Raw genomic sequence first — 14,174 nt, 5'->3', positions numbered from 1 at the left:
GCACGCCAATGACAGCCGGACCGCAAAACCGCATCACACCACGGCAATCCCGACAGCGCAGCCAAGAACGTGCCGAACGCACCCGGGAGCTGGTCATTGAAGAAACCATCCGCTGCATCCGCGAAGAAGGATTTGCCGCAGCCAGCACCCGACACATCATCGAACGCGCCGGAGTGAGCACCGGGGTCGTCCAATACCACTTTGGCGATCGAGACGGACTGCTCACCGCCGTCGTCGACCACGCAATTACCTCGCTCGTCAGCTCGGTAAACGATCTCGCAGACGAAGTCGAAGGGATCGTCGACACCGACGAACGCATGAAAGCCCTCGCCGACGCCGCCTGGAACACCTTCCTCAACCCAGCCAGCATGACGGCCATGGAAATACTCATCGCCACCAGATCACTGCGATCAACCCTGGGAATAGAACAACTCGCCAAGCTTCAACCGGGAATCCAACGCATCGCACAACTTATCGGCACGCCCTCACCGCACGCCACCGCGATCGCAGACCTCCTGTGGGCCGCGCCCGTCGGCCTCATGGTCGGCCAAATGGTGACCGAGGTGCCCCTACCCACAGAACCGCAACGACAAGCCATGGCTCAACTGATGTCCGATCATCTGCGCGCCGCGCAAAAAAATGACGGCGCTTCGCGACGTAGTCGCACCGGCCGTCGGCGCTAACAGGGTAAAACCAACCAACTGCTGCGAAATGGCGTGTCGCGGGAATCGCTTCCAGCACACTGCGCATTGCTTGTGACGTGGCGCTTTGGGACAGCTCAGTCGTCGGCAAGGATGACTGAGACCATGGTTTCGAGGTGCGCGGCCATCGATCGCCGGCTCAAGGGTCCGGTTTTCATTTGCAGGAGAGCGCCCCAGAACACCGTCTCCAGGGTGGTGACAACTTCCGGCCAGGCGCCCGCGCCCAGTGCGGCCGTGACGCGGCGGTGCAATTCCTCGCTGATACGCGTTCGGATTTCGACGACGTTGTCGTCCTCCCCTAGCAGGGCCCGGGTGCACACGACTGCCAACTGAGCCTCGTCGTCGAAAATCTCGGTGATCATTCGCAGCTGTTCACTGACGCGGCAGGCCGCCGGAGTCGACGGGTCGACGTTCAAAGGAAGATGCCGCATGCGATCCAGGTAGAGGTTGGCGAAAACCGCGTCGATCGACGGAAAGTGTGCGCGCAGTGCTGTCTGGCTGATCCGCGCGCGCGTCGCCAGTTCCGGCACAGTAGGGGTGTCCGCAGCCCGCGAAGCCTGATCGACCAACGCGGTGGCGGCGCCCAACACGCGGCGGCGCGTCGAGACGCGCCGCCAGTCTGGATCCCGCAGCAAGGTGCCGGGCAGCCACGATACGCTGGACACTTGTCCAGGATATCGGACGGGTCCGGAGACAGCAACCGCAACGAGAAAAAGGTTATTCAGGCGAGCTTTTCACACCTACGCGGTGAGCAGCACCGGACGCCGCCGCCAATTTGACGTCTACGCGAAGTATCCAAACCAGACACTTGTCCAGTATTGTCGAGCTCGTTCACTGAATTGGCCTGGAGAGGTGCGACGTGGCATACGTCATCACGCAGAACTGTTGCAAGGACGCGAGCTGCATACCGGTGTGCCCGGTCGACTGCATCCGTCCGGCGCCCAGCGCCGCAGGATTTGACGCCACCGAGATGCTCTATATCGACCCGGACAGCTGCATCGACTGCGGCGCCTGCTTTGACGAATGCCCGGTCGACGCTATCTACTACGACGACGATCTGCCGGCACACCTGGAGCGCTTCAAGCAGCTCAGTGCCGACTATTTCGCCCTGCACCCGCTACAGGCCGACCCCACACCCGAAGCGGTGCGCCACCCGCCGGTTCCTCGGGGGGCGTTACGCGTCGCGATCGTCGGCGCCGGTCCGGCGGCCTGCTATGCCGCAGCAGAGCTGATCGGCACAGACGGCTTGGAAGTTGACATGTTCGAGCGGCTGCCCACACCATTCGGACTGATCCGAGCCGGCGTGGCGCCCGATCATCAGCGCACCAAATCGGTGGTGCGCCTGTTCGATTCGGTGCTTGCCAACGATCGTGTGAACTGTCACTTCAATGTTGAAGTCGGGTGGGATGTCAGCCACGACGAGCTCTTGGCCGCGCACCACGCGGTCATCTACGCCGCGGGCGCATCGGACGCCCGGTCGCTCGGGCTCCCCGGCGAGGACCTTGCCGGCAGCCACCCGGCCGCAGACTTCGTCGGCTGGTACAACGGCCACCCCGACCATGCGTCCCATGACTTCGATCTGGCGGGCCCGCGCGCAGTGGTGATCGGCAACGGCAACGTCGCCTTGGATGTCGCTCGCGTACTGACTATGTCTCCAATTGAGCTTGGCGGCACCGATATCGCGGAGCATGCGCTCGACGCCCTGCGCGCCAGCAACATCGACGAAGTCGTGATCCTGGCACGTCGCGGGCTCGCCGATGCCGCGTTCTCGGTCAGTGAGTTCCTGGCTCTGGGCCACCTGCCGGATGTGGACGTTGTCATTCAAGGCGACCCCATCGACGAGGACGCAGCAGTCGACTTCGATTCGGCCAACAAGATTGCCATCGCACGTGAGTACGCAGCGCGTCCCATCACCCCGGGACATAAACGGATCGTGTTCAGGTTCGGCGCCAGACCGGTTGAAATCGTTGGCTCCCAGCATGTTACGGCGCTAACCCTCGACGATGGCGAGGTCCTGGAGACGTCACTGCTCCTGCGATCGATCGGCTACCGCGGCACCCCGATCGACGGTGTGCCCTTCGACTCAGTGCAGGGCGTGGTGCCGAACAAGCAGGGCCGGGTTCTCGACGATTCAGGCATACCGATACGCGGCGTGTATGTCACTGGATGGATCAAGCGCGGTCCGCGCGGCGTCATCGGTAGCAACCGCGTATGTGCAGCGGAGACAGTGGCGGCGCTGTGGGAGGACTTCGACGCCGGCAAGCTGGGTAGAGATGTCTTGCAAGGGGGCGTGTTAGGCAATCTGCTGGCCGAGCGCGGTGTCGTCCGACTCGATTGGGACGGCTGGCGGGCCATAGACGAATCAGAGTGCGAGCGGGGGCAAGCAGCCGGACGCCCGTTCGAAGCTGGTGTCGCGCCACGACCTGATCGCCGCCGCACTGGCCCACGAATGAGCTCGACGAACCAGGCCGCACGCACGTCGCTGGTGGACGTGCGTGCGGCTCGGCCGATCTAACCGAAACCGCTCGAGGATGCCGAGGCCTACGAGTACGCGACGTCGAGTCGCTTGACGCCGTTGATCCAGCCCGAGCGCAACCGTTCGGGCTGGCCGAGCTTGGCGATGTTGGGAATCTGGTTGGCGATCTCGTCGAAGATGAGCTTGATTTCCATCCGGGCAAGATTCGCACCGATGCAGTAATGCGCGCCGTTTCCCCCAAATGCCAAGTGCGGATTGGGGTTACGGAGAATGTTGAACTCGAACGGTTTGTCGAAGACGTCCTCGTCGAAGTTGGCCGAGCTGTAGAACAAGCCCACCCGCTGACCGGCCTTGATGTGTGCGCCGCCGAGTTCGACGTCAGCGTTGGCCGTGCGCTGGAAGCAGTGCACCGGCGTCGCCCACCGGATGATCTCGTCAACGGCCGTTTCGGGGCGCTGTTGTTTGAAAAGCTCCCATTGCTCCGGATGCTCGAAGAAGGCATTGATGCCGTGCGTCATCGCATTTCTCGTGGTTTCGTTGCCGGCCACGGCAAGCAAGATGACGAAGAACGCGAACTCAACTTCGCCCAATGCCTCGCCGTCGACGTCGGCTTCGATCAGGCGCGTGACAATGTCGTCGGCCGGGCACCGACGACGGTCCTCAGCCATGCTGTACGCGTAACCCATGATCTCGGCGTTGGCCGCGGTCGGATCGCCGGCGAATTCCGGGTCGTCGGTGTTCATGATCGCGTTGGTCCAGTCGAACAGCTTCTCGCGGTCGTCTTCGGGCACCCCGATCAGATCCGCAATGGCCAACAGCGGCAGCTTCATTGCGATGTCGTGGACGAAATCACCGGTGTCCTTCGCCGCGGCCTCGGCGACTATGTCGTGCGCGGCGGCGGCGAGCTTGCTTTCCAGGGTCACGATGGCGCGCGGAGTGAACAGCCGTGAGACCAACTTGCGCAGCCGCGTGTGCTCGGGTGCATCGTGATTGATCAACAGCGCTTTGGTGAGTTCGAGTTGATCGGCCGTCACACCATCGGGCAACCGCATCACCGCTCCGTTGCGGTTGGTTGACCACAGGTCACCGTCGCGGGAGATCGCCTTGATGTGTTCATGCCGGCTCACCACCCAGTAGCCGCCATCGTCAAAAATCGAATCAGCCTGCTCATTCCACCAGACCGGAGCCGTCTGCCGAAGATGCGCGAACTCGTTGATCGGAATCCCCTTCAACAGCACCTCGGGATCAGTGAAGTCGAAGCCGGATCCGAACGGACACACTGCACTCGCCACCGTGGGCCTCCCCGTTTGCACTTTCCAGCGATCATACAATCGCTTGTCAACTGTATGACCAGTTTGGCGCAGGATTCGATACCGTTCAGCCACCCGATGGCAAACGCAGGACGGAGGCCGAATGCGAACCCGCGGCTGGGGTGGAAATGTGCCCGCCACCGACGACGAGGCGGTGGCGCGCATCCTTTTGGCGACCCGCCAAACCATCGATGAACTCGGAGAGGCCACCAACATCACGGCGGTGTCGCGCCGGCTCGGAGTAACCCGCCAGACCATCTACCACTATTTCGCAAGCAATGACGAGCTCATCTCGGCAACCGCGGCAGAGGCGTCGACATCGTTCATCGATGAGTTGCTGGGCGCCGTCGCGGGTATCAGCGACCCGGCCGAGGCAATCGTGGAGGGTGTCGCCGTCGCCGTGGAACGACTGCCGAACGACCCGTACGTGGGTCTCCTACTCAAGGAGCACCGCAGTTCGGCGTTCGCCGAGATCGTCTCGCTGGCGAATCCGACCGCCGCTCTCACGGCGCGCTCCATGTTCGAACGACTCGACGTCGACTGGTCGGTGTTCGAGCCAGCCGCTGTCGACGACATCATCCACATCGTTCTGCGAACCATGCAATCGCTCATCCTGTCCCCGCCGAATTCGCCGGGGACCGAACTCCGGCGGTTACTCAACGTGTGGATTGCACCAGCTGTCAACGCCCTTCGCCGCCAACCGTCTAGAAGGCGCAGGTTGAACGCCAGCCAGCGCCGAAGTAGCTCGGTCGTGGAGACGTAGCCCAGCCAGGAGGCAACCGAACTTCTCGCTAGCGGCTCCGACTACCGAGACAAAAGCAAAGCCGCCGGCGGTCAGGAGCAGCAACAGCCAGATTACTTAGCAGACCTTTGCATTTACGATGGCTGATCCTAGAACGGTAGGGTGGTACACGAATTGCAAACTGCCACAACAGTGCTGGTCAGTGGTCCGACCCTAGACTCCGTCCCGTCAACAGCGGCAATATATGACAAGCTGGAAGGCAATTCGACACGGAGAATTGCAAACTACACGGCCCACTTTCAACATATAGCGCACCCCGGGGCTTGTGGCAAGACCCCCCTCATGCTTCAGAATCGCTGGGCTGCAACGTAACTGCAGCTGGATCGTCTTGAGGGGGACATATGACGGATACCGACGTGATCATCGTGGGCGCGGGGCCGACGGGCCTGACGCTCGCCACCGAACTCTGTTTGGTCGGCATCAAACCGCTTGTACTGGAACGGCTCACCGACATCCGTGAGGTCGCCAAAGCCGGCGGCATCGGCGGTCAGATCCTCAACCTGTTGCGCTACCGAGAACTCGGGGACCTGCTCGTCAGAGCGGCCGGGGAACCCGTCACCGCCAAGCTTCCGTTCGGCGGCATTCATGTCGATCTCACCCAGCTGGACGACTCGCCGATGCAGATACAACGGCTACCCCAGCCGCAGCTGGAAGCACTCCTGCAGAACTACGCACAAAACCTCGGCGTCGAGGTCCGGCGCGGTCACGAGGTGACGCGCCTGCAGCAGGACGCCGACGCGGTGTACCTCGACGTCCGCGGCCCGGGTGGCCCGTACCGCATCAGCGCGCAGTACGTCGTGGGCTGCGACGGGGTGCGCAGCCGGGTCCGGGAACTGGCCGGCATCGGTTTCCCGGGCATGGTCTATCCCGAGATCCACCGCATGGCCACCACCACCATGCCGCCCGGGATCACCATCCGCGATGACGGCGACTTCGAAGTTCCCGGCTACGGCCGCCTGGCCTGGGGCTACAGCCAGTTCGAGGGCGGTATCTTCGCCATCGCCTCGTCCGAACCCGGACACCTGGGGATGTACACCAGCGAGGCGCCCGATCACGACTACGACGATGACGACCCGATGACCCTGGATGAATTCCGGGACAGCGTCCGGCGCGTGCTCGGCGTCGATTTCCCGCTCGGCGCGCCAAAACGGTTGACCCGCTTCACCTATGCGGCCCGGCATACCGAGCGCTACCTGGCCGGCCGCGTACTGTTGGCCGGCGACGCCGCACATCAGATTCCGACCGGCGGCGTGGCGGTCTCGGCCGGGATGCTCGACGGGGTGAACCTCGCCTGGAAGCTGGCCGCCACGATCGGAGGCTGGGCACCGCCGGGGCTGCTCGACACGTATCACTCGGAACGCCACCTCGCCGGCGAGCGCCTGCTGCTGCATTCTCAGGCCCAGGTGTCGTTGCGCCGGGGACACGACCCGGCCGATGAGGCACTACGAAAAGTGTTCAGCGAATTGGTCTCTGATGCACCGGCGCTCGCGCGCGTCGGCGCGATGATCGCCGCCTCCGACGTCCGGTACCCGATGCCCGGCCGTCAGCACACCCTGACGGGCACCTTTGCGTCGGACCTACCCGACGCCGCCGTGACAGCCCTGCGCGCGGCCCGCCCCGTCTTCATCGGGCCATCCGCGTTGTGCGAAATGGCCGAGCCGTGGGCCGATCGGGTCGACATCCTCAATGACCGCGGCCTCGATTACGCCGATGAGCCCCTGCTGATCCGTCCGGACGCGCACATCGCGTGGGCCGGTGCCACCGATGCAGGGCTGCGGGAGGCGCTCGCGCTTTGGTTCGGCGATCCGCGATGAGTATTCGGCTCAGCCCCGGTCTATCCATCGACAGCTGCAATCTCCAGGAGGCACCATGACCGAGCAGACCGCCCTGCCACCGGTAGTCGACCAGGACACCTGGCGTACCGCCCTCGACGACCTGCGTAAGCGGGAGAAAGCCGCGACACGTGAACTCGACGCCATCGCGGCCCAGCGCCGCAGGCTGCCGATGGTGGAGATGCCCGACTACACGCTGATCGGCGCCGACGGTCCGATTCGCCTGGCCGACATCTTCGACGGACGGTCGCAATTGATCGTCTACAACCACATGTGGACCGACGGCGCCGAGTGGCAGTGCCCAGGCTGCACGGGTTTCACGTCGCAGTTCACCCGGCTGGGCTTCCTGGAGAACTACGACGCCCGGTTCGTCGTCGTCACCAACGGACCCATCGAGGAAGCGCTGGTCTACAAGGACAAGGTCGGCAACACGATGGACTGGTACTCGTCGTCCGAGAGCAGTTTCGGGTCCGACGTCGACGCCGCGCCCGGTGAGGGTTTCGCCGTCAATGTGTTTCTGCGGCAAGGCGATACGGTGTACCGCACCTGGCACACCAACGGCCGCGGCTGCGAACAGCTGGGCCACAGTTTCGCACTGATCGACGTTCTGCCCTACGGCCGCCAGGAGCAGTGGCAGGATTCGCCCGAAGGCTGGCCGCAGTCGCCGACGTATTCCAAGTGGGCCGGCTCCCCTGACATCGCACGCCTCTACGGACCGAACGGACAGAACCGATGACCAGCAACTCGACGACCCAGGAACGCTTCGTCGCCACCCGCACCATCGCGGCGCCGCCCGCCGCGGTGTTCGCCGTGCTGGCCAACCCGGCACGGCACAAGGACACCGAGCCCGGCGACTGGGTCCGCGACGCCGTCGACTCCGCTCCGATCACCGGTGCCGGGCAGGTATTCGCCATGAACATGTACCTCGACCTGGCCGGCGGCGACTACGTCACGCACAACCTGGTGACCACGTTCGAGCAGGACAAGACCATCGGCTGGTCGACCGGCAGCTTGAATGAGTCAGGTGAGCACACACCCGGCGGTTGGTGGTGGCGCTACGACCTGGCCCCGAACGGTAACGGCACCGATGTGACCCTGACGTACGACTGGACCGATACACCGCAGTCCTTCCGCGATCAGATCGGCGGCATGCCGCCGTTCCCGATCGGGTTCATCGAGGAGTCGCTGGCCGCCCTCGACCGCGCCGTCACGGGCTAGCCGACCCGGACGCCGCCGGGGCACGACCGACCGATCACTCCAGCACCGCTGAGGCGGCGTCCTGGGCACCGCCAATCCACTATCAGTCGAACCGGTCGCGGTGGATAATGTGCCGATAACTCACCAACCGTGAGTAACCATTCGCCGGTGGAGTCCACCGGGAAGGCGGTCCACATGACGGCACCGATGGCACCCGGTTGGTACGACGATCCGCACGACCGGAACGCGTTGCGTTACTGGGACGGCCGGCAATGGACACCGCAGCAGCAGCGAAAGGCTGCGGTTCCGGCGCCGCCCCCGCCGCCGAACTACGGTCCCCCTCCCCCACCACCAAGCCCGGGCGGGCAGCCACCCGGCTACGGCACGCCACCCAGCTACGGCACGCCCCCGGCACCGCCCGGCTACGGTCAACCGCCTCCACCGCCAGGCTACGGTCAACCGCCTCCACCACCGGGGCAGCCGGGCCTCGGCGGCCAGATGGCAAGTGCCGGTTCACAAACGGCATCGCCAGGTATGGCAGCGGCCAAGAACTTCGCAGCGAACCTGTCGGCTCCGGGCTGGCTCATATACGGCGGGTGTCTGGCAGCCTTCATCGGAGTCTTCATGCCCTGGGTGACGGTGAGCGCCAACGTGATCATTCAGGTCTCGGCGAACGTCAGCCCATCCCAGCAGCCGGTATTGATGATCTTCCTGCTGGCAGTCATCGCCGTCACCGCAGGGCTGGCGTGGACGGTGCTTTCGGCAGGCCCCGCGGTACCCACTGGGCGACTCACCGGACTCGCCGCGAGCGCCGGCGCGCTCATCCTCGGCGTCCTGTTGGGAATCTACTGGTATTTCAGCGGTGCCTCGGAGATCAAGGATCAACTCGGCGGTTCTAGTGCCGACTTGTCGAGCATGGTCAGCGTGTCCTTGAACTTCGGGTTCATTCTGTACACCGCGGGCGTCGCTGTTGTCATCGCCGGCGTCGCCATGCTTTGGCGACAGCGCCCCAAGGTATCGTCGCCAATGCAACCGCCGTTCCCGCCACCGGTCCAGCCCTACTAGCTCGACGCTGCCGGTCCAGGGGCCCAGAATCACGGCACGATTTGCGCCAGGGCGTGTCCCGGGTATGCTTGTCCCATCGGCGGTACTTCGTCGCGTGGCTGAACAATGCCGTGCCGTCGCCGATTCGAAGAAGTTTGACCGATTCGCGGTCAAGGCAGGAGCGTCGCAATGACGCCGCGAGACCATCGCACAACCAAGACAAAACACATCTCACCCGAGCTGACCCCGAGATTGCGGTTGAAGCCCAAGGCTTCCTCCAACGGATTCGTGGATGGGGCGTGGTGGCCACACACCAGCAACCTCAGTGCGGAACTACCCGACCTCTTGGCCGTGCTATCGGGACGCCTCGGACAGATCGACCGAGTCCTGTACAACGTCGATGAGTGGTCGCAGACCCCGTCCAAGCTCGCCACCGGCGGACGACGGGTCCACCTCGACGGTTACCGGCGCCAGCCGGTCAAGACTGTCGAGGTGATCGGCTTCGACCGCGACAGGATCGTGCTGCTGGCGGTACCCGCCAACACGTATCCGGCCGAAGCTCGTTCCGCGCTCATGAATGCAGCGCGCCCCAACGACCGGTCGACAGCGGTGAACATCCTGCTGACGGCCCAGCACGCGGACTGATCGCCCGCAACATTTGTTCTGTACCCCAATGGATTTGGCTGCAGCAAATCGCAGTCATCATGAAAGAAAGTAGTTATCGCATGAGCGAAGGAACCGTGAAGTGGTTCAACAACGAAAAGGGCTTCGGCTTCATCGCCCCGGACGGCGGCGCGCCGGACGTTTTCGTTCACCACAGTGAAATCCAGGGCGGCGGCTTCCGCTCGCTGGAGGAAAACCAGCGGGTGAAGTTCGATGTCACCCAGGGTGCCAAAGGTCCGCAGGCCGTAGGCGTTACCGCCCTTTAAGCATCACGGAAACCCTTGGCGTGAAACGGCGTTATCCCGTTTCACGCCAAGGGTTTTCCCATAATCCTCTGCCGTCGAGCGGCGGTCAGGATCTCGTCGGCCGTCTCCAACATGGCGACATCGCCGCGGCGCGGCTCAACCGGTAGTCCGGCCGCACGTCGCAACACCATGCCTGCCAGCGGGCTGTTCGTCGCACTGGGCACGATAAGCAGATTCGCAGTGGCATCACACCCGCCAACGGTGATGATGTGTTGAGGTTTGGTGCGCCAGTCCCGCCAGTTGAGGCTCGGCGGATTATTCAGCGGCGACCAATTCAGTCGAACCTCAACAACTTTCCCCAATTGACCGTCCAATGCCGCGACCAACCCGGCTAGTTCATCGGCGAGTGCCGACGTGTACGGCCACCACGCACCGTCGATCCGGCGACCAAGATCGTAGGCCAGGCAGAGCCTGACGGGTCTTCCCGGGCGTGGCTTCTGCGTCAGATACGCCATCAGGTCATCCCCAACTGGGGGAGCGGGTTGGCGCGCCATCTCATGGAGAATCCTTACGTCGATGCCGCGACCACCCCGCGCCAGAACGGCGAGCGACAATCACACGACTCCACCACTGACGCTACGCCGTACGTGTGAATAGATCGCCCACCCGGCACGTCGGATACCCGTAGACTCTGTTGATGGCGCCGAAATGCCCCCGATGCAGCAGCACGGGCATGTATCCACTGACAAACATCAATCCGAAGCCAGCCGCAACCGGTGGTCGTCGGTGGGAGTGTGTCGACTGCGGAAAGAACGTCTTCCGCAGCGGCCCCGACGCCGATACGCCCGTGTCAGCGGAGGCCTGAACTCGTCACTCGCTGTACTCCGCCGTCCCGTCCTCGAGCACCAACCGGGCGTTGCTGCCGTCGGTCCCCGCGGCTTCGGTGCGGAATACCGCGTGTCCGGGCTCGGTGCGCCATACCGAGGTCGTCAACGTCTCGCCGGGGAACACCGGGGAGGTGAAGCGGGCGCCGACGGCCCTGATCTTGGACGCGTCGCCGCCACCGAGTTCGGCGACCAGTACGCGGCCGGCAACCCCGTAGGTGCACAGTCCGTGCAGGATCGGCTTCGGGAAACCGGCGAGGGTCTGCGCGAACCACGGGTCGCTGTGCAGCGGGTTGCGGTCGCCCGAGAGCCGGTAGATCAGCGGCTGGTCCTCGGTGGTCGCCAGCGCAACGATGGCATCGGCCGGGCGATCCGGAATCTCGGGCGCGGCCGCCCGCTCGCCTGGCTGCCCACCGAAACCACCTTCGCCGCGGATCACCGCCGTCGACCAGGATTCGGCGATCACGTTGCCGCTGTCGTCGGTGGCGGTGCCCTTGAACGTCAGGATGGCGTTCTTGCCCTCACCCTTGTCCTGGATGTCGACAACCTCGGAGCTGACATTGAACCGGCCCGCCGGCGGCAGCGGCGCATGCAGCCGAATCTGCTGACTACCGTGCAGTAACTTGCCGAAGTTGAAGCTGCCAACCTCACCGACGGCACCCCACGCCGGGCATGCGATGACCGCGTACGTGGGCAGTACCTGCTGGTCGATGCCGTGGCTGTTCTCGGTGGTGAACGCCAAATCCTTGGTGCCACAACCGACTCCGAGTGCATAGAGCAGGGTGTCGCGTTCGGTCCATTCGAAGGGCTGCGGTGCGGTCTTGGCTCCGATGGCGTTGGGGTTGATCGGCATACGGCGGTTCTCCCTTGGAAGTCGGTGTGACAAATTCGGACCCTACGCGGTATTGACCTTGGCCCGCGACAGGTTCACCATGACTCGCATGCGATATGTCGTTACCGGCGGTACCGGGTTTATTGGTCGCCGCGTCGTCAGCCAGATTTTGGCTCTGCACGATGAAGCCACCCGGTCCGATTTCGGCGCCGCCGAAGTGTTCGTTCTTGTTCGTCGGGGCTCGCTGGCACGATTCGAAGAACTGGCCGCGGAATGGGGTGACCGGGCAAAACCACTGGTCGGCGACCTCACGTCCGCGGGTCTGGGCTTGGCCGATCTGGCCGATCTGGGGCCGATTGATCACGTGGTGCACTGCGCCGCGATCTATGACATGACCGTCGACGCCGCCACGCAGCAGGCCGCGAACGTCGAGGGCACCCGCGCGGTCATCGAGTTGACCCGCAGCCTCGGCGCCACGCTGCACCACGTGTCGTCCATCGCGGTGGCGGGCAACTACCGCGGGATCTTCACCGAGGACGACTTCGACGTCTCGCAGGAGCTGCCGACGCCGTACCACCAGACCAAGTTCGAAGCCGAGCAACTGGTGCGCGCCACCCCTGGCCTGCGACACCGGATCTACCGGCCGGCTGTCGTGGTCGGCGACTCCCGGACCGGCGAGATGGACAAGGTCGACGGACCGTACTACTTCTTCGGGGTGCTGTCGCGACTGGCGGCGCTGCCGAAGTTCACGCCGATGATGGTTCCCGACACCGGCCGCACCAACATCGTGCCGGTGGACTATGTCGTTGAAGCGGTCGTCCATCTCATGCATGCCGACGGCCGGGACGGCCAGACGTTCCACTTGACGTCACCGAATCCCATCGGACTCAAGGACATCTACCGTGGCGTCGCACGCGAGGCCGGTCTGCCGCCGCTGCGCGGCACACTGCCGAAAGCCACCGCAGCCCCGGTACTCAAGGCCACGGGCCGGGCCAAGGTGCTGCGCAACATGGCGGCAACCCAGCTGGGCATCCCCGGCGAGGTCCTCGACGTCGTCGACCTGGCACCGTCGTTCGCGTCGGAGACCACCGTCGCGGCTCTGCAGGGCACCGGCATCGTCCTACCCGAATTCGCTTCGTACGCACCGAAACTGTGGCGTTACTGGGCCGAGCACCTGGACCCCGACCGGGCCCGGCGGGACGACCCGCGCGGTCCGCTCGTGGGTCGCAACGTGATCATCACGGGCGCCTCCAGCGGTATCGGACGGGCCTCGGCCATCGCCGTCGCCGAACGCGGTGGGAGGGTGTTCGCGTTGGCCCGCAGCGCCGACGCGCTCGATGAACTCGTCAACGAGATTCGCCAATTTGGCGGCGAGGCCTACGCTTTCACGTGCGACGTGGCCGACGGCGGGTCGGTGGAGCACACCGTCAAGGACATTCTGGGCCAGTTCGATCACGTCGATTATCTCGTGAACAACGCCGGCCGCTCGATCCGTCGTTCGGTGGTCAACTCAACCGACCGCTTCCACGACTACGAGCGCGTAATGGCTGTCAACTACTTCGGCGCGGTCCGGATGACGCTGGCGCTGCTGCCGCACTGGCGGGAACGCCGCTTCGGTCACGTCGTCAACGTGTCGAGCGCCGGGGTCCAGGCCAACAGCCCGAAGTACAGTGCCTATCTGCCGAGCAAGGCGGCACTGGACGCCTTTTCTGAAGTTGTTGGTACCGAGACGCTTTCGGACCACATCACGTTCACCAACATCCATATGCCGTTGGTCGAAACCCCGATGATCGCGCCGTCCAAGCGACTGAACCCCGTGCCGCCCATCACCCCGGAGCATGCCGCGGCGATGGTGGTACGTGGTCTGGTGGAGAAGCCGGCCCGGATCGATACTCCCATGGGAACGCTGGGCGATCTCGGAAATTACTTCACCCCCAAGCTGTCTCGCCGCATACTTCACCAGCTGTACCTGGGCTACCCGGATTCGGCAGCGGCCCGCGGTGTCACCGAAACTCCGCCGCCGGCTGACCGCCCACGCAGCCCGCGCCGGCCCAAACGGCCCAGCGCAGTCAGCAAGGTCCGGGTGCCCCGGCCGGTCAAGACCGCGGTGCGACTCATTCCGGGCGTGCATTGGTAGACACCGTGCACTGGTAGTCCGCACGCACAACGACACCTGGTCCCAGCCATG

The 14,174-nt window shown here is 64.3% G+C and carries 14 protein-coding genes; 10 read left to right on the top strand and 4 right to left on the bottom strand.

Annotated elements, in window-relative coordinates; all coding sequences use genetic code 11:
• Window positions 1-8: 8 nt before the first annotated feature.
• Complete coding sequence (locus tag AC3WTE_RS27575) at window positions 9-683, top strand: TetR/AcrR family transcriptional regulator (RefSeq protein ID WP_492442680.1); 675 nt, start codon at window positions 9-11, stop codon at window positions 681-683.
• Window positions 684-778: 95 nt separating this feature from the next.
• Here the strand turns inward: AC3WTE_RS27575 and AC3WTE_RS27570 are convergent, their stop codons facing one another.
• Window positions 779-1,366 (bottom strand): TetR/AcrR family transcriptional regulator, encoded by a 588-nt coding sequence (locus AC3WTE_RS27570; RefSeq protein ID WP_492442679.1) that lies wholly within the window; start codon window positions 1,364-1,366, stop codon window positions 779-781.
• A gap of 194 nt (window positions 1,367-1,560) precedes the next feature.
• Between AC3WTE_RS27570 and AC3WTE_RS27565 the strand changes: the two genes are divergently transcribed.
• Window positions 1,561-3,216, top strand: a complete 1,656-nt coding sequence (locus AC3WTE_RS27565) for an FAD-dependent oxidoreductase (RefSeq protein ID WP_492442678.1) — start codon at window positions 1,561-1,563, stop codon at window positions 3,214-3,216.
• Window positions 3,217-3,242: 26 nt separating this feature from the next.
• On the opposite strand, the gene AC3WTE_RS27560 is transcribed toward AC3WTE_RS27565, so the two are convergent.
• Window positions 3,243-4,469, bottom strand: coding sequence for a cytochrome P450 (locus tag AC3WTE_RS27560; protein WP_492442677.1), 1,227 nt, complete (start codon window positions 4,467-4,469; stop codon window positions 3,243-3,245).
• Window positions 4,470-4,590: 121 nt separating this feature from the next.
• On the opposite strand from AC3WTE_RS27560, the gene AC3WTE_RS27555 reads away from it, so the two are divergent.
• The 7 genes from AC3WTE_RS27555 (at window position 4,591) to AC3WTE_RS27525 (ending at window position 10,291) form a co-directional block, all read left to right on the top strand.
• A complete protein-coding gene (locus AC3WTE_RS27555) occupies window positions 4,591-5,250 on the top strand; it encodes a TetR/AcrR family transcriptional regulator (RefSeq protein ID WP_492442676.1) in 660 nt (219 codons plus the stop codon).
• Between the two features lie 380 nt (window positions 5,251-5,630).
• On the top strand, window positions 5,631-7,103 hold the full coding sequence (locus tag AC3WTE_RS27550; protein WP_492442675.1) for an FAD-dependent monooxygenase: 1,473 nt from the start codon (window positions 5,631-5,633) through the stop codon (window positions 7,101-7,103).
• Window positions 7,104-7,158: 55 nt separating this feature from the next.
• A complete protein-coding gene (locus tag AC3WTE_RS27545; protein ID WP_492442674.1) occupies window positions 7,159-7,857 on the top strand; it encodes a DUF899 domain-containing protein in 699 nt (232 codons plus the stop codon).
• Window positions 7,854-8,339, top strand: coding sequence for an SRPBCC family protein (locus tag AC3WTE_RS27540; protein ID WP_492442673.1), 486 nt, complete (start codon window positions 7,854-7,856; stop codon window positions 8,337-8,339). Before AC3WTE_RS27545 ends, AC3WTE_RS27540 begins: the two co-directional genes overlap by 4 nt.
• A gap of 174 nt (window positions 8,340-8,513) precedes the next feature.
• A complete protein-coding gene (locus AC3WTE_RS27535; RefSeq protein WP_492442672.1) occupies window positions 8,514-9,383 on the top strand; it encodes a DUF2510 domain-containing protein in 870 nt (289 codons plus the stop codon).
• Window positions 9,384-9,551: 168 nt separating this feature from the next.
• Window positions 9,552-10,007, top strand: a complete 456-nt coding sequence (locus AC3WTE_RS27530) for a DUF5994 family protein (RefSeq protein ID WP_492442671.1) — start codon at window positions 9,552-9,554, stop codon at window positions 10,005-10,007.
• 80 nt (window positions 10,008-10,087) lie between these two features.
• Window positions 10,088-10,291 carry a cold-shock protein gene (locus tag AC3WTE_RS27525; protein ID WP_459366494.1) on the top strand — a complete coding sequence of 68 codons (204 nt, stop codon included), beginning with the start codon at window positions 10,088-10,090 and terminating at the stop codon, window positions 10,289-10,291.
• Window positions 10,292-10,332: 41 nt separating this feature from the next.
• Here AC3WTE_RS27525 and AC3WTE_RS27520 read toward each other — a convergent pair whose 3' ends face one another.
• Window positions 10,333-10,785, bottom strand: a complete 453-nt coding sequence (locus tag AC3WTE_RS27520) for a DUF5994 family protein (protein WP_492442670.1) — start codon at window positions 10,783-10,785, stop codon at window positions 10,333-10,335.
• 355 nt (window positions 10,786-11,140) lie between these two features.
• Window positions 11,141-12,007: a MaoC family dehydratase gene (locus AC3WTE_RS27515; RefSeq protein WP_492442669.1), complete on the bottom strand. Its 867-nt coding sequence runs from the start codon at window positions 12,005-12,007 to the stop codon at window positions 11,141-11,143.
• An 88-nt stretch (window positions 12,008-12,095) separates the two neighbouring features.
• On the opposite strand from AC3WTE_RS27515, the gene AC3WTE_RS27510 reads away from it, so the two are divergent.
• Window positions 12,096-14,123, top strand: a complete 2,028-nt coding sequence (locus AC3WTE_RS27510) for an SDR family oxidoreductase (protein WP_492442668.1) — start codon at window positions 12,096-12,098, stop codon at window positions 14,121-14,123.
• The last annotated feature ends 51 nt before the right edge of the window (window positions 14,124-14,174 follow it).

This window comes from Mycobacterium sp. FW102-FHT13B02 (assembly GCF_058790275.1).
Note: the sequence above shows the minus strand (reverse complement) of the source record. Positions and strands in the feature narration are given on the sequence as shown.

Bases quoted from the DNA above. Each gene is read 5' to 3' on its own strand.
- AC3WTE_RS27575 (WP_492442680.1), top strand. From the start codon at position 9: ATGACAGCCGGACCGCAAAACCGCATCACACCACGGCAATCCCGACAG.
- AC3WTE_RS27550 (WP_492442675.1), top strand. From the start codon at position 5,631: ATGACGGATACCGACGTGATCATCGTGGGCGCGGGGCCGACGGGCCTG.
- AC3WTE_RS27530 (WP_492442671.1), top strand. From the start codon at position 9,552: ATGACGCCGCGAGACCATCGCACAACCAAGACAAAACACATCTCACCC.
- AC3WTE_RS27540 (WP_492442673.1), top strand. From the start codon at position 7,854: ATGACCAGCAACTCGACGACCCAGGAACGCTTCGTCGCCACCCGCACC.
- AC3WTE_RS27545 (WP_492442674.1), top strand. From the start codon at position 7,159: ATGACCGAGCAGACCGCCCTGCCACCGGTAGTCGACCAGGACACCTGG.
- AC3WTE_RS27555 (WP_492442676.1), top strand. From the start codon at position 4,591: ATGCGAACCCGCGGCTGGGGTGGAAATGTGCCCGCCACCGACGACGAG.
- AC3WTE_RS27535 (WP_492442672.1), top strand. From the start codon at position 8,514: ATGACGGCACCGATGGCACCCGGTTGGTACGACGATCCGCACGACCGG.
- AC3WTE_RS27520 (WP_492442670.1), bottom strand. From the start codon at position 10,785: ATGGCGTATCTGACGCAGAAGCCACGCCCGGGAAGACCCGTCAGGCTC.
- AC3WTE_RS27510 (WP_492442668.1), top strand. From the start codon at position 12,096: ATGCGATATGTCGTTACCGGCGGTACCGGGTTTATTGGTCGCCGCGTC.
- AC3WTE_RS27525 (WP_459366494.1), top strand. From the start codon at position 10,088: ATGAGCGAAGGAACCGTGAAGTGGTTCAACAACGAAAAGGGCTTCGGC.
- AC3WTE_RS27515 (WP_492442669.1), bottom strand. From the start codon at position 12,007: ATGCCGATCAACCCCAACGCCATCGGAGCCAAGACCGCACCGCAGCCC.